At 71.0% G+C, this 18,013-nt stretch carries 17 protein-coding genes; 12 read left to right on the top strand and 5 right to left on the bottom strand.

Going from position 1 to position 18,013, the window contains the following annotated elements; all coding sequences use genetic code 11:
- The first annotated feature begins 11 nt into the window (after nt 1-11).
- The 3 genes from ACZ45E_RS06870 to ACZ45E_RS06880 all read left to right on the top strand — a co-directional run bounded on the left by ACZ45E_RS06870 (nt 12) and on the right by ACZ45E_RS06880 (nt 3,288).
- Nucleotides 12-686: a response regulator gene (locus ACZ45E_RS06870; protein ID WP_468217449.1), complete on the top strand. Its 675-nt coding sequence runs from the start codon at nt 12-14 to the stop codon at nt 684-686.
- 245 nt (nt 687-931) lie between these two features.
- Complete coding sequence (locus tag ACZ45E_RS06875; RefSeq protein WP_468217450.1) at nt 932-2,062, top strand: alpha/beta hydrolase; 1,131 nt, start codon at nt 932-934, stop codon at nt 2,060-2,062.
- Nucleotides 2,059-3,288 carry an acyltransferase family protein gene (locus tag ACZ45E_RS06880; RefSeq protein ID WP_468217452.1) on the top strand — a complete coding sequence of 410 codons (1,230 nt, stop codon included), beginning with the start codon at nt 2,059-2,061 and terminating at the stop codon, nt 3,286-3,288. The genes ACZ45E_RS06875 and ACZ45E_RS06880 overlap by 4 nt, the downstream gene beginning before the upstream one ends.
- Before the next feature lie 225 nt (nt 3,289-3,513).
- On the opposite strand, the gene ACZ45E_RS06885 is transcribed toward ACZ45E_RS06880, so the two are convergent.
- Both ACZ45E_RS06885 and ACZ45E_RS06890 read right to left on the bottom strand, forming a co-directional pair.
- Nucleotides 3,514-4,455 (bottom strand): aldo/keto reductase, encoded by a 942-nt coding sequence (locus ACZ45E_RS06885; protein ID WP_468218252.1) that lies wholly within the window; start codon nt 4,453-4,455, stop codon nt 3,514-3,516.
- Between the two features lie 197 nt (nt 4,456-4,652).
- Nucleotides 4,653-5,150: a MerR family transcriptional regulator gene (locus tag ACZ45E_RS06890; protein WP_468217454.1), complete on the bottom strand. Its 498-nt coding sequence runs from the start codon at nt 5,148-5,150 to the stop codon at nt 4,653-4,655.
- Nucleotides 5,151-5,245: 95 nt separating this feature from the next.
- Here ACZ45E_RS06890 and ACZ45E_RS06895 point away from each other — a divergent pair, with 95 nt between their 5' ends.
- Both ACZ45E_RS06895 and ACZ45E_RS06900 read left to right on the top strand, forming a co-directional pair.
- Nucleotides 5,246-5,713, top strand: coding sequence for a GNAT family N-acetyltransferase (locus ACZ45E_RS06895; protein WP_468217456.1), 468 nt, complete (start codon nt 5,246-5,248; stop codon nt 5,711-5,713).
- A 10-nt stretch (nt 5,714-5,723) separates the two neighbouring features.
- Nucleotides 5,724-6,533: a serine hydrolase domain-containing protein gene (locus ACZ45E_RS06900; protein WP_468217458.1), complete on the top strand. Its 810-nt coding sequence runs from the start codon at nt 5,724-5,726 to the stop codon at nt 6,531-6,533.
- Nucleotides 6,534-6,717: 184 nt separating this feature from the next.
- Here the strand turns inward: ACZ45E_RS06900 and ACZ45E_RS06905 are convergent, their stop codons facing one another.
- Complete coding sequence (locus ACZ45E_RS06905) at nt 6,718-7,374, bottom strand: pirin family protein (protein WP_468217459.1); 657 nt, start codon at nt 7,372-7,374, stop codon at nt 6,718-6,720.
- Nucleotides 7,375-7,467: 93 nt separating this feature from the next.
- Between ACZ45E_RS06905 and fasR the strand changes: the two genes are divergently transcribed.
- The 5 genes from fasR (at nt 7,468) to ACZ45E_RS06930 (ending at nt 12,488) form a co-directional block, all read left to right on the top strand.
- Nucleotides 7,468-8,700: a fatty acid biosynthesis transcriptional regulator FasR gene (gene fasR / locus ACZ45E_RS06910; RefSeq protein WP_468217461.1), complete on the top strand. Its 1,233-nt coding sequence runs from the start codon at nt 7,468-7,470 to the stop codon at nt 8,698-8,700.
- 89 nt (nt 8,701-8,789) lie between these two features.
- A complete protein-coding gene (locus tag ACZ45E_RS06915) occupies nt 8,790-9,734 on the top strand; it encodes an ACP S-malonyltransferase (protein WP_468217463.1) in 945 nt (314 codons plus the stop codon).
- 18 nt (nt 9,735-9,752) lie between these two features.
- Nucleotides 9,753-10,784 (top strand): beta-ketoacyl-ACP synthase 3, encoded by a 1,032-nt coding sequence (locus ACZ45E_RS06920; RefSeq protein WP_468217465.1) that lies wholly within the window; start codon nt 9,753-9,755, stop codon nt 10,782-10,784.
- Between the two features lie 95 nt (nt 10,785-10,879).
- Entirely contained in the window at nt 10,880-11,128 is a 249-nt protein-coding gene (locus ACZ45E_RS06925) for an acyl carrier protein (protein WP_103834200.1), read from the top strand.
- Nucleotides 11,129-11,216: 88 nt separating this feature from the next.
- A complete protein-coding gene (locus ACZ45E_RS06930; RefSeq protein WP_468217468.1) occupies nt 11,217-12,488 on the top strand; it encodes a beta-ketoacyl-[acyl-carrier-protein] synthase family protein in 1,272 nt (423 codons plus the stop codon).
- A gap of 102 nt (nt 12,489-12,590) precedes the next feature.
- On the opposite strand, the gene ACZ45E_RS06935 is transcribed toward ACZ45E_RS06930, so the two are convergent.
- Nucleotides 12,591-13,085 carry a DUF3145 domain-containing protein gene (locus ACZ45E_RS06935; RefSeq protein ID WP_468217470.1) on the bottom strand — a complete coding sequence of 165 codons (495 nt, stop codon included), beginning with the start codon at nt 13,083-13,085 and terminating at the stop codon, nt 12,591-12,593.
- Nucleotides 13,086-13,406: 321 nt separating this feature from the next.
- On the opposite strand from ACZ45E_RS06935, the gene ACZ45E_RS06940 reads away from it, so the two are divergent.
- Both ACZ45E_RS06940 and ACZ45E_RS06945 read left to right on the top strand, forming a co-directional pair.
- Entirely contained in the window at nt 13,407-14,327 is a 921-nt protein-coding gene (locus tag ACZ45E_RS06940) for an SGNH/GDSL hydrolase family protein (protein WP_468217473.1), read from the top strand.
- 31 nt (nt 14,328-14,358) lie between these two features.
- On the top strand, nt 14,359-15,354 hold the full coding sequence (locus ACZ45E_RS06945; RefSeq protein WP_468217475.1) for an aldose epimerase family protein: 996 nt from the start codon (nt 14,359-14,361) through the stop codon (nt 15,352-15,354).
- 151 nt (nt 15,355-15,505) lie between these two features.
- On the opposite strand, the gene ACZ45E_RS06950 is transcribed toward ACZ45E_RS06945, so the two are convergent.
- Nucleotides 15,506-17,977, bottom strand: a complete 2,472-nt coding sequence (locus tag ACZ45E_RS06950) for a beta-glucosidase (protein WP_468217477.1) — start codon at nt 17,975-17,977, stop codon at nt 15,506-15,508.
- Nucleotides 17,978-18,013 lie beyond the last annotated feature (36 nt).

Genomic DNA, 18,013 nt, shown 5'->3' on the forward strand with positions numbered 1-18,013 from the left:
ATTCCGCACGCATGACCATCCGCGTGATCATCGTCGACGACCAGAGCATGGTGCGGGCGGGCTTCGCCGCGCTGCTCTCCGCGCAGAGCGACATCGACGTCGTGGGTGACGCCCCGGACGGCAGACAGGGCGTCGAGGTCAGTCGGTCCACTCATCCCGATGTCGTCCTCATGGACGTGCGCATGCCCGAGATGGACGGACTGGCGGCGACGCGCGAGCTGTTGGAGCCACCGCCGGGCGTGGTGCACCGTCCCAAGGTGCTCATGCTCACCACTTTCGACGTGGACGACTATGTCTATGCCGCGCTGCGGGCGGGGGCGTCCGGCTTCCTGCTCAAGGACGCACCGCCCGCCGACCTGATCGCCGCCGTACGTGTGGTCGCGGCAGGAGAAGCACTGCTCGCGCCGACCGTCACCAAACGGCTCATCGAGGACTTCGCCAAGACCCGGCCGACGCGCCGGGACCGTTCCCCGCGCCTCAAGAGTCTGACGCCGCGCGAGCTCGAGGTCCTGGAGCTGATCGCGCGCGGCCTCTCCAATCAGGAGATCGCGCAGAAGCTGGTCCTGGCCGAACAGACCGTGAAGACCCATATCGGCCGTGTGCTGGCGAAGTTGGGGTTGCGTGACCGGGCACAGCTGGTGATCTTCGCCTACGAGACCGGGCTCGTCACGCCCGGCGACCAGTGACACCTGATACCCGGGTACCGATCCAACCCACCCATTCCCTTCGTCGAACCAGCTCCTCCCGCACCCAACTCCCGCGGTAGCACCCCATTTCGCGAGACCAGCGGCATGGGATCGGGCCACCCCCTACTGCGGTATGAGGCACGGATACCCCGGTAGCAAGGACGAGTTGGCACTGCGGTGTGACGTGTCGACCGAAGCCGTCTTTCTACCTTCCCCTCGTCAAGCCAACGGAGGGGAGACGGGCGATGGGCCTGGGTTCTTGGAAACGACGCGGACGACGCACCTTGGTCGCGGCCGCACTCACGACGACGATCGTCGCGGGTACGGCAGGTTGGGCATCGGGCCATGAGCAGCGTCCACTCACCGGGCCGCCTCCGGGCACCGCGTCCTGGCGCGCCGACGGCAGGCTGGGGACACCGCTGCCCGACCCCGCGACAGTGAGCCCCGACCACATGGCGGCCTTCTTCCACGGGTTGAGCGCGACGGAGCAGCACGAGCTGGCCGTCCGCCACCCGTCGGTCGTCGGCAACCTGGACGGTGCGCCAATCTCCTTGCGCTACGAGGCCAACGCACTGGCGTTGCGTACCGAGAGGGCTCGGGCTCGCATGGACGCGTTGGACACGACGCTGACTCCGCAGGCGCGGGCAACGGCACGCACTCTGGCCGAGCGCTGCACCGATCTGCTCGGCCCGGACCGTCGGATACTCGCCTTCGACCCACGTAGCAGAGGTCAAGTGGTCGAGGTCTACGGCGATCTGCGTGCTGCCCGCCATGTCTCGGTGGTCGTCCCGGGATCGGACATCGACCTGGGTTCGTTCGACCGGGCCACGGACGTGTACGGGACACCCGTCGGTATGGCGAAATCCCTGCACTCGATGGCGCGCGGGCGCACGGCCGTGGTGGCGTGGGTCGGGTACACCACACCGGTCGGCCTCGGTCCGGACGCCGCCACGGGCCGGCTCGCAGAGGCGGGAGCACCCCGCCTTGTCCGCTTCGTGCAGGGCCTCATCGCCGCAGGCACCACCGAGCCGACCGTCTTCTGCCACAGCTACGGGTCGGTTGTGTGCGGGCTCGCCGCGCCCCGACTGCCGGTGTCGGACCTGGTGGTGCTCGGCTCCCCCGGCCTGCGTGCGGACAGCGTGTCCGATCTGCACACCCGGGCCCGCGTGTGGGTAGCGCGGGACGACAGTGACTGGATCTCCAAGGTGCCTCACGTCGAGCTGTTCGGTCTGGGGCACGGGACCGACCCCACCGATCCCTCGTTCGGAGCCCGACGGGTACCCGCCGAGCGTGCCCAGGGCCACACCGGCTATTTCGCGCCCGGAACTGATTCATTGCGCGCCTTCACAGACATCGCCGTCGGAGCGTCCTCATGATCCTCGCCCACTTGCGGGCTTCCGCTGCCTCGGCTGTCATCACGATCGACAGGAAGACTCCCAGCCACCGCGACCGGGCGGTCGACGGGCTGCGTGCGCTGGCCCTGCTCGCCGTGCCGACCGGCCATTGGCTCCTCGGCGGCTTCTCCCTGGACAGCCAAGGCGCCCTGCACAACGCGAGTCCGCTGTCCGCGTTCGGTTTCTTCGCGCCGCTGAGCTGGGTGTTGCAGATGCTCGGTGTCTTCTTCCTCGTGGGCGGATACGCGTCGGTCCTTTCGTACCGCCGGGCGCAGGAGCGCGGTACGCCGACGGGCCGCTGGTTGCGCGGCCGCCTGACCCGGCTGGGCCGTCCGGTTCTGGGGGTGACGGCTGTCTGGGCCGCGATGATCCCGGTGCTGTACGTCCTCGGCGTGCCGGTGACGACGTTGCGGACCGGTTCCACGCTGGTGATACAGCCGCTCTGGTTCGTCGGGGTCTACACCGTGATCACCGCGCTCACACCCTGGTGCATACGAGCCTCCGGCCGGCTCGGCGCCTGGGCCGCGGTACCGCTCCTCGGCTCGGTCGCCGCCGTCGACTTCCTTCGATACGGGCCCTTCGCGGCGGCGATGCCGTCCTGGCTCAGTCTGCTGAATCTGCTGCCGGGCTGGATGTTCGCCTACCAACTGGGCGTCTGCTGGGGCGAGAAGAGGCTCGGACGCCTCGGTGCATGGGTACTGCTCGTCGGCGGGGCGGCGCTGTTCTCGACGCTGCTGCTCGCCTTTCACTACCCGGCGTCGATGGTCGGGGTGCCGGGCGAGGCACGGACGAACTCCCATCCGCCGTCGCTTCTTGTCCTCGCTCTGGCGGCCGCGCAGAGCGGCGCCGCGATACTGCTGAGGGACCGCATCAACCGTCTGCTGCACCGGCCTGTGCTGTGGGCACCGGTCGTGGTGATCAACCTGTCGGCAATGACGATCCTGTGCTGGCACCAGACGGCGATGCTCGCGGCGGCGGTCCCTGCGTCCTTCGCCGGGTCGATACCGGGCCTGACCGCGGGGCCGAGCACGCTGACCTGGATAGCGGCCCGCCTCGCCTGGCTGCCGCTCTTCGGGGCGCTGCTCGTCCTCATAGGGCGCTATGCGCGGGGCTTCGAATCGCCGTGGAAGAAGGTGAGCCGGGGTCGCCGGGCACTGGCCGGGCTGCTCGCCGCCGGGTTCGCCGTCTTCGCGCTGGGACTGGCATGAGGCCCCCGCGCGGCCCTCACCGCGGAGGGCAAGCCGGCCCAGCGGTGACGGCGGACCGGAGCAGCCTCCATGGACCGGGCCGCATACCCGAGGACCGCCCGCCCGGGCACCGCATACCCGCCCCCTCCTGGCAGCAGAGCCCGACGGAGCCCGGCAGGCAGTGTCCCGCGCGCCCTCCGCCCGGGCGCCCGGCGACGATCGGCCGACGGGCTACCGGCGCTGCGGCTACTCGCGGCCCGCCGAGGTGAAGGTCATGTCGGCGTAGCGATCACCGGACACCTGGGAGGCGATCGGTGCAAGGAGGGCCAGCTCTTCGTCGGTGAGGGTGATACGGGTCGCCGCGGTGTTCTCCTCGACACGGCCGCGCTTGCGGGTGCCGGGAATGGGGACGACGGGAAGTCCGAAGGTCTCCGCCTGTCGCTGCACCCAGGCCAGGGCGATCTGGCCCAGAGAGGCACTGTGCGCGTCGGCGACCGTGCGGACGGGGTCGAGGAGGGCCGCGTTGGCGGCGGCGTTGTCGCCGGTGAACCGGGGCTGTTGACGGCGGAAGTCGTCCTCGGCCAACTCCTTGTCGGCGCTGACGAAGGCGCCGGTGAGGAAACCGCGACCGAGGGGCGAGTAGGGGACGAGCGCGACACCGAGCTCCGCGGCGGCCGGCACCACCGACCGCTCGATGTCCCGGCTGAACAACGACCACTCGGACTGGACGGCGGCGATCGGGTGGACGGTGTGCGCGGCCCGTAGTTCGTCGGCGGTGACCTCGCTGAGGCCGAGGTGCTTGACCTTGCCCGCGGCGACGAGTTCGGCCATCGCACCGACCGTCTCCTCGATGGGCACCTTCGGGTCCCGGCGGTGCATGTAATACAGGTCGACCGAGTCGACGCCCAGGCGCTGGAGGCTGGAGTCGATGCAGGTCCTGATGTAGGCGGGGTCGTTGCTGATGATGCGCTTGTAAGGGGCGCCGGGATCCACCCCGATGGCGAACTTGGTGGCCAGGACGATCTCGTCCCGGTGCGCCTTGAGGAAGGGAGCCAGAAACTTTTCGTTCTCGCCGGCACCGTAGGCGTCGGCGGTGTCGTACAAGGTGACGCCGAGCTCCAGGGACCGCTCCAGGGTGGCTCTTGCCTCGTCGGCGTCGGTCGGACCATAGGCCCAGCTCATGCCCATGCAGCCGAGGCCCTGAATGCCCACCACGGGCCCGTTGTTTACCAACTCAATAGTGGAGATGCGCTTCTCGGTGAGGGGGCGCTCCTCCGTGAGGGGGCGCCCCTCCGTGAGGGGGCGCCCCTCGGTGGGGATGCGCCCCTCGGGGGAAAGATGCGCCTCGTCCGTCTGCGGCGTCCGCTCCGTGCCGGTCATACGGCTCACGTCCTGTCCGACGCCGACTCGGCGCCTGCATAGAAATGGATCTTGTGGTCGAGCACGGCCAAAGTGTCCTGCAGTTCGGCCATCCGGTTCAGGACGTCGCGGCGGGTCGCCTCGAGGAGTTCGCGGCGCTCCTCGAAGGTCTGGTCGCCCAGGCGGACGAGTTCGGCGTAACGGACCATGTGGGCGACCGGCATGCCGGTGAGTCGCAGTTTGCCCACGAAGGCGAGCCAGTCCAGGTCGCGGTTGGAGTAGCGGCGTTGACCGGTGTGCGAGCGGTCGACGTCAGGCATCAGCCCGATCCGCTCGTACCAGCGCAGGGTGTGGGCGGTCAGTCCGGTGAAGGCGACGACCTCACTGATCGTGTACCGGTCATGGCCGTCCGGGCGCGGGTGGGCGCTCGGCGCGGAGGCGCAGGTGTCGACCTTGGTTCGATCGGCCTCGGCTTTTTCTACCTGGGTCGGGGCGGGTGCGGGCGTGGTCTCCATCACCGTCATGTCTCCCACGCTAGAACCTTGGAGTGCGCTCCAAGCAAGCGATCTCGGGGAATTCCCGGCGACAGCCGCGCGGCGTCCGCACTACGGTGTCGATCATGTCCCTCGTTCGCCGTGCCGTCCCCGAGGACGCCGAAGAGCTGGTCCGACTGCGCAAGATCATGCTCGACTCGATGAGTCCCAGCACCGATGTGAGCTGGCAGCCGGCCTCGATCGCGGCTCTGCGCTCCCATCTCGCCGATCCAGAGGGCGAGTTGACCGCGTTCGTCATCGACGAACCGACGGGGAACCTACGTCTGGCGGCCTGCGCGACGGGAGCGATCCACCGTGGCCTGGGCAGCCCGGGAAATCCCCACGGGACCTCCGGGCACGTCTTCAACGTGTGCACTGATCCGCAGTACCGGCGCAAGGGCTTCTCGCGCGCCTGTGTGGAGGCGCTTCTGGACTGGTACCGGGAGCGCGACGTGCACCGGGTCGACCTGCACGCGACGGCAGCGGGTGAGTCGCTGTACACGTCGCTGGGGTTCGCTCGCACCCCCTCACCGGCGATGCGGCTGACGCTTTAGGCTCGTACGCATGCAGAGCCTCGCGTTGATCGACAACTGGCCGGTCCCGACCGCCGCCGCAGCCGTCGTCCGGGCGGACGGCACAGTGCTGGGCACGCACGGGCCCACGGCCCACCGTTTCCCCCTGGCCTCGGTCACCAAGCCGCTCGCGGCCTACGCGGCACTCGTCGCGTACGAGGAAGGGGCGATCGAGCTCGACGAGCCGGCCGGCCCGGAAGGATCGACGGTGCGACACCTGCTGGCGCACACCAGCGGGCTCGCGTTCGACGAGCACAGGACGACCTCGGCGCCGGGGACGCGACGGTTGTACTCGAACGCGGGGTTCGAGGCACTCGGGGACCACATCGAGAAGGCGACGGACATCCCGTTCGCCGAGTACCTGCGACAGGCCGTGCTGGAGCCCCTCGGGATGACGGCGACCACGCTGGACGGTTCCCCCGCGAAGGATGGGGTGTCGACGGTGGACGACCTGGTGCGGTTCGCCGCGGAGGTGCAGGCGCCGCGGCTGCTCGATCCGCGGACCGTGGCCGAGGCGATGACAGTGCAGTACCCGGGGACGAAGGGCGTGCTGCCGGGTTACGGGCACCAGAACCCGAACGACTGGGGGCTCGGGTTCGAACTCCGGGACCACAAGTCACCGCACTGGACGGGGGGTTCCTCGTCGCCGCGGACGTTCGGGCACTTCGGTCAGTCCGGCACGTTCCTGTGGATCGACCCGGCCGCCGAGGCCGCGTGTGTCGCCCTGACGGATCGGGCGTTCGGCCCTTGGGCGGCCGAGGTGTGGCCTCCGTTCACCGACGCGGTACTCGCAGAACTCTGACCGGCCCCACCGACCGCCCGACCGCCCGACCGCCCGAACGGCCGGAAAGGCAAAAGGGCAGCCGGCAGGGCAGCCGACGGGACCGAAAGAGGGGCAGGGCGACAGAACTTGGCCCCGCCCGTCCCCCTCCTCTCTCCTCCTCCACCCCTCTCCTCCCTCTTCCCTCCCACGCACTCCCCCTCGGTCAGCCGTTCATCTCCCAGATCAGCAAGTGCGCGCCCGTGATCGCCAGCGCCTCCGGCCCGGTCGGTTCGGTGATCCGGGCCGCGTCGCCCTGCCTCAACTCCGCGCCATCGAGCCGCACTTCGCCGTGCACCACGTGGAGGTAGACGTGCGGGGCGGTCGGCAGCTCCGTGCGCTCGCCCTCGGCCAGACGACGCACATGGAGCGTGGCCCCCGCCGCGGGGACGTCGTAGGGCGTCGAGTCGGCGATGCCGTGCACCACTTCGTACGCGGGATCACCGCCCGGGTCGCGGGGGGCGAGCCACGTCTGGATGAAGGTGAGGGGCTCGGTGGCGTCGTTGCGTTCCACATGGCGGACGCCGCCGCCGGAGCTGAGGCGTTGGACGTCGCCGGACCGCACGACGGACTCGTGCCCGGTGGAGTCGCGGTGGGTGAGTTCGCCGGAGACGACCCAGGTGACGATCTCGGTGTGGCTGTGAGGGTGTTCGTCGAAGCCCGCGCCGGGAGCCAGACGTTCCTCGTTGCAGGCGAGGATCGCACCGAAGCGCAGATTGTCCGGGTCGTAGTGCGGGCCGAAGGAGAAGGCGTGGAAGGACTGGATCCCGGCGCCGGGTTCGCCTCCGGGATAGCGGTCGCCGGAGCGACGTACATCAATCACGCGATACACGGTAGCCCCCGTTTCCGGCCGTCCGCCGCGGTCGCGCCGGACCCACCACTCCGCTGAGCCGTCCCGGTAAGGCAGTCTTGTCCCGTGCCCCAATCGGAATCAGCGCAGCCTTCAGCGAACGAATCAGCGGACCGCCGCCCGGACGCCCGTGCGAATCCTCACCCGCACTCGGCGACCCTGAAGCGCCTGGAGAAGTCATCCGGGGCGCTCGCCGCACAGGCGATCACGCGCATGGACGAGACGCTGTCCTGGTACCGGGCCATGCCACCGGAGAACCGGTCGTGGATCGGGCTCGTGGCGCAGGCGGGCATCGCCGCCTTCACCGAATGGTTCCGGCATCCGGACACCCCGCAGGCCATCTCGACGGATGTCTTCGGTACGGCGCCACGGGAACTGACCCGGGCGATCACGTTGCGCCAGACCGTGGAGATGGTGCGGACGACGATCGAGGTCATGGAGTCGGCCATCGACGAGGTGGCCGCGCCCGGCGACGAGAGCGTGCTGCGTGAGGCGCTCCTCGTGTACGCGAGGGAGATCGCGTTCGCGACCGCCCAGGTGTACGCGCAGGCCGCGGAGGCACGGGGGGCGTGGGACGCGCGGTTGGAGTCCCTCGTGGTGAACGCGGTGCTCTCCGGGGAGGCCGACGAGGGGGCGATCAGCCGGGCCGCGGCGCTGGGCTGGAACTCGCCCGAGCATGTGTGCGTGGTGCTCGGGACGGCGCCCGACGGAGACAGCGAGCTGACCGTGGAGGCAATCCGGCGGGCGTCGCGCCACGCCAAGCTGCAGGTGCTGACCGGGGTGCTCGGGGACCGGCTCGTGGTGATCGCGGGCGGCAGCGACAATCCGCTGGCGGTGGCCAAGTCGCTGATCGGGCCGTTCGCGGCGGGGGCCGTGGTCGCGGGTCCCGTGGTGCCGGACCTGCTGGCCGCCACCCGGTCCGCCCAGGCCGCGGCCGCCGGACTCAAGGCGTGCGGCGCCTGGCAGGACGCCCCCCGACCGGTCCTGGCGGACGATCTGCTTCCGGAGCGCGCCATCGCGGGAGACCCCTCCGCACGGGAGCAGTTGGTGGAGGAGATCTACAGACCGCTGGAGGAAGCGGGCTCGGCTCTTCTGGAGACGCTCAGCGTCTATCTGGAGCAGGCGAGCAGCTTGGAGGGCGCGGCCCGGATGCTCTTCGTACACCCGAACACCGTCCGCTACCGGCTCCGACGTGTGACGGACGTCACCGGCTGGTCGCCGTCGGACGTCCGCTCGGCGTTCACTCTGCGCATCGCGCTCATCCTGGGGCGCTTGGCCGACATGGATCTCCAGTCATAGGCTTTTGTCGGGGGTCTACAATTCCCCCTTCGGTTCTTCGTCCCTGTCCCCACGGGCGGCCCGACCCGTCCACAAGAGAGAGTGTGAGAGTGCTCGTACTCGTCGCTCCCGGCCAAGGCGCCCAGACGCCCGGCTTCCTGACTCCCTGGCTCGAACTCCCCGGCGCGGCCGACCGCCTCGCCGAGTGGTCCGACGCCATCGGACTCGACCTTGCTCACTACGGCACGCAGGCCGACGCGGACGAGATCCGCGACACGGCCGTGGCCCAGCCGCTCCTTGTCGCGGCCGGGCTCCTGTCGGCGTCCGCGCTCGGCGACGTCACGCCGGGTGCGGTGGCGGGGCACAGCGTCGGCGAGATCACCGCGGCCGTGTTCGCCGGGGTGCTCGACGACACCGCCGCCCTGCGCCTCGTGCGCGGGCGCGGCCAGGCCATGGCCGAGGCCGCGCAGGTCACGCAGACCGGCATGGCGGCGCTGCTCGGCGGTGACCCCGAGGTCACCGTGGCGCACCTGGAGAAGCTGGGCCTGACCCCGGCGAACGTGAACGGGGCGGGCCAGATCGTGGCCGCCGGCACGCTCGAGGAGCTGGCCGCGCTGGAGGCCGACAAGCCTGAGGGGGTGCGTCGCGTGGTGCCGCTGAAGGTGGCCGGCGCGTTCCACACCCGGCACATGGCTCCGGCGGTGGAGAGGCTGGCGGAGGCCGCGAAGGAGTTGGCCCCGGCCGACCCCGCGATCACGTACGTCTCGAACAAGGACGGCAGGACGGTCGAGAGCGGAGCCGAGGTGCTCTCCCGGCTGGTGGGCCAGGTCGCGAACCCGGTCCGGTGGGACCTGTGCATGGAGACGTTCAAGGAGCTCGGCGTGAGCGCGCTGATCGAGGTGTGCCCGGGCGGCACCCTCACCGGCCTCGCCAAGCGGGCTCTGCCCGGTGTCACGACACTCGCCCTGAAGACCCCCGACGACCTCGACGCGGCCCGCGCCCTGATCGCCACGTACGCATCCGCCGCTGACGCGGCGGGCGCCACTTCGGCCTGACAAGGAGATCCGAGCAGCATGTCGAAGATCAAGCCAAGCAAGGGTGCCCCGTACGCGCGCATCCTCGGCGTCGGCGGGTACCGGCCGACGCGGGTCGTGCCGAACGAGGTGATCCTCGAGAAGATCGACTCGTCCGACGAGTGGATCCGCTCGCGTTCCGGCATCTCCACCCGTCACTGGGCGAACGACGAAGAGACCGTGGCGATGATGTCCATCGAGGCGTCGGGGAAGGCCATCGCCGACGCGGGCATCCAGGCCGAGCAGATCGGCGCCGTGGTCGTGTCGACCGTCTCGCACTTCGCGCAGACGCCGGCCATCGCGACGGAGATCGCGGACAAGCTGGGCACGCGGAAGGCCGCCGCGTTCGACATCTCCGCCGGCTGCGCCGGTTTCGGCTACGGGCTGACCCTGGCCAAGGGCATGATCGTCGAGGGCAGCGCGGAGTACGTGCTGGTCATCGGCGTGGAGCGGCTCTCGGACCTGACCGACCTGGAGGACCGGGCGACGGCCTTCCTCTTCGGTGACGGCGCCGGTGCCGTGGTCGTCGGTCCGGCCCAGGAGCCCGCGATCGGCCCCACGGTGTGGGGTTCCGAGGGTGACAAGGCCGGGACGATCAAGCAGACCGTGCCGTGGGACAAGTTCCATGTCGGTGATGTCACACAGCTGCCCCTGGACTCCGCGGGCAACGTCAAGTTCCCTGCGATCACGCAGGAGGGCCAGGCGGTGTTCCGCTGGGCCGTGTTCGAGATGGCGAAGGTCGCCCAGCAGGCGCTGGACGCGGCCGGGATCAGCCCGGACGACCTGGATGTCTTCATTCCCCACCAGGCCAACGAGCGGATCATCGACTCGATGGTGAAGACTCTGAAACTGCCGGAGCATGTCACGGTCGCCCGCGACGTGCGCACCACCGGCAACACCTCGGCCGCCTCGATCCCGCTCGCGATGGAGCGGCTCCTGGCGACCGGCGAGGCGAAGAGCGGCGACACCGCGCTCGTCATCGGCTTCGGGGCGGGTCTCGTGTACGCCGCCACGGTCGTTACCCTCCCCTAGGCATCCCGTCCGGATCACCTGGTCCGTACGGTCCCCACCTGCCGCTGCCGCGGCGGGCGCCACACCCTCTGGATACACACCGAAGGAGCGCCACAATGGCCGCCACTCAGGAAGAGATCGTCGCCGGTCTCGCCGAGATCGTGAACGAGATCGCCGGGATCCCCGTTGAGGACGTCCAGCTGGACAAGTCCTTCACCGACGACCTGGACGTCGACTCGCTGTCCATGGTCGAGGTCGTCGTCGCCGCCGAAGAGCGCTTCGACGTCAAGATCCCGGACGACGACGTCAAGAACCTCAAGACCGTCGGCGACGCCACGAAGTACATCCTCGACCACCAGGCCTGAGCCACAAGCTTCAGACCGTAGGTCAGTCGCTCCGCCACCCGGCGGTGGCGCCGCTGAATCCCTCGCATCCGTTGGAGAAAGAATTCCTGTGAGCTCGACCAATCGCACCGTGGTCGTCACCGGTATCGGCGCAACCTCACCGCTGGGTGGCGACGCGACAACCACCTGGGAGGGCCTGGTCGCCGGACGTTCCGGTGTCAAGCCCCTCGAACAGGAGTGGGCCGCCGAGCAGGCGGTCCGTATCGCGGCGCCGGCTGCCGTGGACCCGAGCGAGGTCATCCCTCGCCCGCAGGCCCGGAAGCTGGACCGTTCGGCGCAGTTCGCGCTGATCGCCGCCAAGGAAGCCTGGGCCGACGCCGGTTTCACCGACAAGGCCGGCGACGACGCGTCCATCGACCCCGACCGGCTGGGCGCCGTCATCGCGTCCGGTATCGGCGGCGTGACCACGCTCCTCGACCAGTACGACGTGCTGAAGGAGAAGGGCGTCCGCCGCGTCTCCCCGCACACCGTGCCGATGCTGATGCCCAACGGCCCGTCCGCCAACGTGGGTCTGGCCGTGAACGCCCGGGCGGGCGTGCACACCCCGGTCTCCGCCTGTGCGTCGGGCGCCGAGGCCATCGGCTACGGCATCGAGATGATCCGTACCGGCCGCGCCGATGTCGTCGTCTGCGGTGGCACCGAGGCGGCGATCCACCCGCTGCCCATCGCCGCGTTCGGCAACATGATGGCGATGTCCAAGAACAATGACGACCCGCAGGGTGCCTCGCGCCCCTACGACACCGCCCGGGACGGCTTCGTCCTCGGCGAGGGCGCCGGCGTCGTCGTCCTGGAGTCGGCCGAACACGCCGCCACGCGCGGTGCCCGGGTCTACGCGGAGGCGCTCGGCCAGGGCATCTCCGCCGACAGCCACGACATCGTGCAGCCGGAGCCGGAGGGCCGCGGCATCGCGCAGGCCCTGCGGAACCTGCTGGACAACACCGACCTGGACCCGGCCGAGATCGTGCATGTGAACGCGCACGCGACGTCGACGCCGGCCGGGGACGTGGCCGAGCTGAAGGCGCTGCGCAAGGTGTTCGGCGACGACACCGACCACATCGCCGTCTCCGCGACGAAGTCCATGACCGGGCATCTGCTCGGCGGTGCCGGTGGCGTCGAGACCGTGGCGTCGGTGCTGGCCCTGTACCACCGGGTGGCTCCGCCGACCATCAACGTGGAGAACCTGGACCCCGAGGCCGAGGCGTCCGCGGACATCGTCCGTGGCGAGGCGCGCAAGCTGCCCGTCGAGGGCCGCATCGTCGCGCTGAACGACTCGTTCGGCTTCGGTGGGCACAACGTGGTGCTGGCGTTCCGTTCGGTCTGAGCCGCACGCGGCTGATGCCCCGCGAACGTGAAGTGGGCCCGCCCGGGAGATCCCGGGCGGGCCCACTTTTCTCGGAGTCACCGTCCCCGGCGTGGGGCGGGGTCACACCACTTGGTGGAGCCAGCGGACCGGGGCGCCCTCGCCGGCGTAGCGGAAGGGCTCCAGTTCGTCGTCCCAGGGCTTGCCGAGGAGTCGGGCGACCTCGGACTCCAGGTCGGTCTCGCCGCCCGTGGAGCGGGCCAGCGCGGCGCGCAGCCGGTCCTCCGGGATGAGGATGTCACCGTGGATGCCGGTGACGGCGTGGAAGATACCGAGCTCGGGGGTGGCGCTGTAGCGCTCGCCCTCGGCGTTGGCGCAGGGTTCGGCCGTCACCTCGAAGCGGAGCAGTTGCCAGCCGCGCAGCGCGGAGGCCAGCTGGGCGGCCGTGCCCGCCTCGCCCCGCCAGGAGAACTCGGATCTCCAGGTGCCAGGCGCCGCGGGCTGCCTGATCCAGTCGAGGCTGACGCGCACGCCTAGTACGCCCGCGACCGCCCATTCGACGTGCGGGCACAGCGCGCGCGGCGCGGAGTGCACGTACAGAACTCCACGTGTCGTCACCGGACCTCCAGTGTGGGTCGAGGTTCGCCTTCCCCAGCGGCCTCGCGCCCGTGCCGAGCCTTCTTCCCTCTGTGCCCGGATCGAAAAGGTCCAGACAAAAAGGGACACATCTGACGTGTTGTAATTTAGCGGAACCGGTACAGCGGGGTCTCACTGGGTCGACCGGGGACCCCGGGGCGAGGCTATCGCGCAGCGGTACAAGGAGTGTGACGTACTGTCGGTCCCGGGGCGCACAAACGCCGACCTTTCACCCGGCGGGGCGCAACCCCGGCTCCAGATGCCCGGGCCGGGACGACAGCGAGCGACGGAGGGGACCACAGGATGCGGAAGCGAAACCACCGGTCACCCCTCTCCCGGGCCGCCGTCGCCGCGGTGTCGGTGGCCGTGCTCGGTGGCTCGGCTCTCACCGCGTGTGACGCCTCCGGTGGCAACTCCCCGGGCCCCGCGGGTTCCACGGCCACCGCGAAGCCGTCGCCGACGCCCACGTCGACGTGGGACACGAGTCCGCGTTCCGTCGCGGCGGTGGGCGATTCGATCACCCGGGGGTTCGACGCGTGCAGCGTGCTGACCGACTGCCCCGAGGTGTCGTGGGCGACGGGTTCCGATCCGCGGGTCAAGAGCCTGGCCGTACGGTTGCTCGGCAAGAGCCGGGCCAGGACGCACAGTTGGAACTACGCCAGGACCGGGGCGCGGATGGCCGATCTGCCGGGGCAGATGCGGCGGGCGGGTGCCGCCGGGCCCGATCTGGTGACGGTGATGGCGGGCGCCAATGACGCGTGCCGGGCGACGGCCGGGGCCATGACGCCGGTGGCGGCTTTCCGGGCCGATTTCGAGGAGGCGATGCGGCAGTTGCGGCGTGCGGCCCCCAAGACGCAGGTGTACGTGATGAGCGTGCCGGACCTGAAGCGGCTCTGGTCCGAGGGGCGGGCCGATCCGCTGGGCAAGCAGGTGTGGAAGCTGGGGATCTGCTCGTCGATGCTGGCCGATCCGGATGCCATGGACAGCGCGGCCACGCAGCGGCGCGACGCGGTGCAGAAGCGTGTCGAGGCGTACAACGAGGTGTTGAAGGACGTGTGCGCGAAGGACCGCTGGTGCCGGTCGGACGGTGGCGCGGTGTTCGGGTACCGGTTCGACGGGGACCAGTTGAGCCCCTGGGACTGGTTCCATCCCAGCAGGGACGGGCAGGCGCGGCTCGCGGCGCTTGCGTACCGCGGGGTGACCGCGAAGGAACCGCTCGGCTGAGTTCCCGGGAGGCGGGCGTAGGGTCTCGATCATGCGCAGCGAACTCTTCGACGCCCTTCCCGACGGCACCGACGTCCACCGCTGGACCCTGGAACGGGACGGGGTGCGGGTACGCGTCCTGACGTACGGGGGCATCCTGCAGGCGGTCGAGGTGCCCGACCGCGAGGGGGCCAGGGACACCGTCGTGCTCGGGTTCCCCGATCTGGCCGCGTACCTGTCCCACCCCGAGCCCTACTTGGGCGCTCTGGTCGGGCGGTACGCGAACCGGATCGCGGGCGGCCGGTTCCCGCTCGACGAGCGGACCTACCACCTCGCGCGGAACAACGGGTCGAACTCGCTGCACGGTGGGGAGCGCGGCTTCGACAAGCGGGTGTGGGACGCCGAGGAGGCCGGGGAGCACGCGCTGCGGCTGACCCGCGTCTCCCCGCACGGCGAGGAGGGCTTCCCCGGGCGGCTGGAGGTCTCGGCGACGTACGCGCTGGAGGAGGGCGGCGTCCTGCGTCTCTCCTACGAGGCGGTGACCGACGCCCCGACGGTCGTGAACCTCACCAATCACAGTTACTGGAATCTGGGCGGGGCGGGTTCCGGGAACGCGGTGGGCGGCCATGAGCTGCGGATCGACGCCGGGCGGGTGACGGCCGTGGACGACGAGCTGATTCCGGTGGGCGGGCCGGCGGAGGTCGGCGGGACCCGTTTCGACTTCCGGGAGAGCCGGAAGGTCGACGCCGGGTACGACCACAACTACGTACTCGACAAGGGGGTCACCACGTCCGCCGTGCCCGTCGCCGAGTTGCACGATCCGGCGTCGGGCCGGGTGCTGACCGTCGCGACGACCGAGCCGGGGCTGCAGCTCTACACCGCGGACGGGTTCGACGGGACGTTGCCGTTCGCGCCGGGTGACGGGATCGCGCTGGAGACGCAGCACTTCCCGGATTCGCCGAACCGGCCCGACTTCCCGACCACCGTGCTGCGGCCCGGCGAGGTGTACCGGTCGCAGACGGTGTACGGGTTCGGGGTGCGCCGGTAGGGCTCCGGCTGGACGGGCGGAGAGGGGCAGGGGCGGGGTGGGTCAGGGGCAGCGGGGTCAGGTGCCGCCGCCCCTGAGTCGGGGGGCCGGCCCGTCGTGCGGGGCCGGCCCGTGTCGTGCGGGGCCGGCCCGTGTCGTGCGGGGCCGGTCGTCAGGCGACGAGGGTCTCGGTGACGCGGCCGTCGGTGAGCGAGCGGCCGGCGGTCAGCTCGTAGGTGCCCGGCTGGTGCGCCCACGCACCGGCGTTCTCGTCCCAGATCTCGAAGGCGCGGCGCGGGAGTTCGACGACCGCCTCGACGGTCTCGCCGGGCGCGGCCGTGACGCTCGCGAAGCCGGCCAGCCAGCGGGCCGGGCGGGCCGTGTCCGGCCCGTCCGAGGGCGACGGCGACAGCGGGGACAGGTAGAGCTGGACGACCTCGCGGCCGGTGCGGGGGCCGGTGTTGCAGACGCGGACGGTGGCGGTCGTGCCGGTCACGTCGATCGACTCGTACGTCCAGTCGGTGTAGCCGAGGCCGTGGCCGAACGGGTACGTGGGGGTGGCTCCGGCCTTGTCCCAGGCGCGGTAGCCGATGAACACGCCTTCGCTGTAGGCGAGCCGTCCGTCGGTCGGGGTGACCTCGGTGACCGGGGCGTCGGCGAGGGAGCCCCAGGTGGTGGGGAGCCGGCCGCCCGGTTCCTCGGCGCCGAGGAGCACGTCGGCGAGCGCGTCGCCGCCCTCCTGTCCTGGGAACCAGCCGAGCAGTACGGCCGCGACCTCCTCGCGCCACGGGAGCTCCACCGGGGAGCCGGAGTTGACGACCACGACGGTGTTCGGGTTGGCGGCGGCGACGGCGCGCACCAGGTCGTCCTGGCGGCCGGGGAGGCGCAGGTCGGTGCGGTCGAAGCCCTCGGACTCCACGCGTTCGGTGGTGGCGACCACGACGACGGCGGCCTCCGCGTCCCGTGCGGCCTCGACGGCCTCGGCGATCAGGGCGTCCTCGTCCTGCCGCGGTTCGAGGTGCGTGAGGCTGAAGATCACCGCGGGCAGCGGCATCTCGAAGGACTTGTCCAGCGGGTGGAGCAGCGACACCGTCACCGGTTCGCCCTCGGTGAGCATCACCTTGCCGCGTTCCAGCGGGGCGCCGAAGAACGCTTCGAAGGGGTCGGACTCCTCGCCCATCGCCTGGACGCCGTCGTAGAGGACGGCGTCGTCGGCGGTGAGGGTGAAGGCGCCGAGGCCGCGCGTGCCGAACGCGTGGTCGCCGCTGACGCGCGGGGTGAAGGTGCCCTTGATCTCGATGCTGTGCAGCGTCTCGTGGGTGACGCCGGCGGGCAGGTCGTCGCCCATCCACTGGAGCTGGCCGCTCGGCAGTGAGCCTTCGCCGATGACGGTGCCGTCGGCGTCGCGGCAGACGGCGTGCAGCTCGAACCCCTTGTCGGCGGCGGCGAGTTCGTCGCTCGGGTCGGCGCCGACGGCGTAGGTGAGGGAGTCCGCGGCGGCGCCGAGGCCGCCGAGCGGGGAGACGACGCGGTCGGGGAAGACGGTGGCGGAACCGCCGCCGAGAATCCGGGCGTCGCGGGCGGCGGCGCCGATGAGGGCGATCCTGGCGTCCGGCCGCAGCGGCAGCACCCCGGTGTTGCGGACGAGGACGAAGGCGCGACGGGCGATCTCGCGGGCCAGGGCGACGCCGTCGATCTCGGCGGGGCGCCGCGCAGGGGGCACCGCCGGCTCGGCGCCTTCGAGGATGCCGACGCGGGCGGCGAGCCGCAGCACGCGGCGCACGGCGTCGTCGACCTCGGACTCCTCGGCCTCGCCTGCCCGTACGGCGGCGGCCAGCGCGGGCCCGTACACGGTCCGCGGTCCTGGCATGGCGACGTCCAGGCCGCCCTTGAGGGCGCCGGTGGTGGAGCGGGCGGCCATCCAGTCGGAGACGTTGAAGCCGTCGAAGCCCCATTCGCCGCGCAGGATCTCGTGGACGAGGTAGCGGTGCTCGGTCATGGTCGTGCCGTTGACCGAGTTGTAGGCGGTCATGATGCCCCACGGGTGGGCGTTCTCGACGATGGCCTCGAAGGGGGCCAGGTACAGCTCGCGCAGGGCGCGCGGGGGGACGAGGTTGTCGACGGTGAAACGGTCGGTCTCGGCGTCGTTGGCGACGAAGTGCTTGACGGTGGTGCCGACGCCGCCGGACTGGACGCCCTGGACATAGCCGGTGCCGATGGCGCCGGTGAGGTAGGGGTCCTCGCTGTACGCCTCGAAGTGGCGGCCGCCGAGCGGGGAGCGGTGCAGGTTCACGGTCGGGGCGAGCAGGACGTGGACGCCCTTGCGCCGGGCCTCCTGGGCGAGCAGCGCCCCTGCCCTGCGGGCGAGCGCGGGGTCCCAGGTGGCGGCGAGGGCCGTCGGGGACGGCAGGGCGATCGAGGGGTCGTCGGCGGTCCAGCGCACGCCGCGTACGCCGATCGGGCCGTCGGACATGACCAGCGGGGCGAGGCCGATGTCGGGGAGCGCGGGCAGCGACCACATGTCCTGGCCGGCGAGCAGCCGCGCCTTGCTGTCGAGGTCGAGCTTGCCGAGTGCGGCCTCGACCACCGCCTCGCGGGCCCGTGCCCCGTCGTCGCCGCCGAAACCGTCTGTCTGGGTCGCCATGCCGGCCCTCCTCGTCGAGGTCATCACGCGTGCACT

This window comes from Streptomyces sp. NPDC030991, assembly GCF_055571235.1.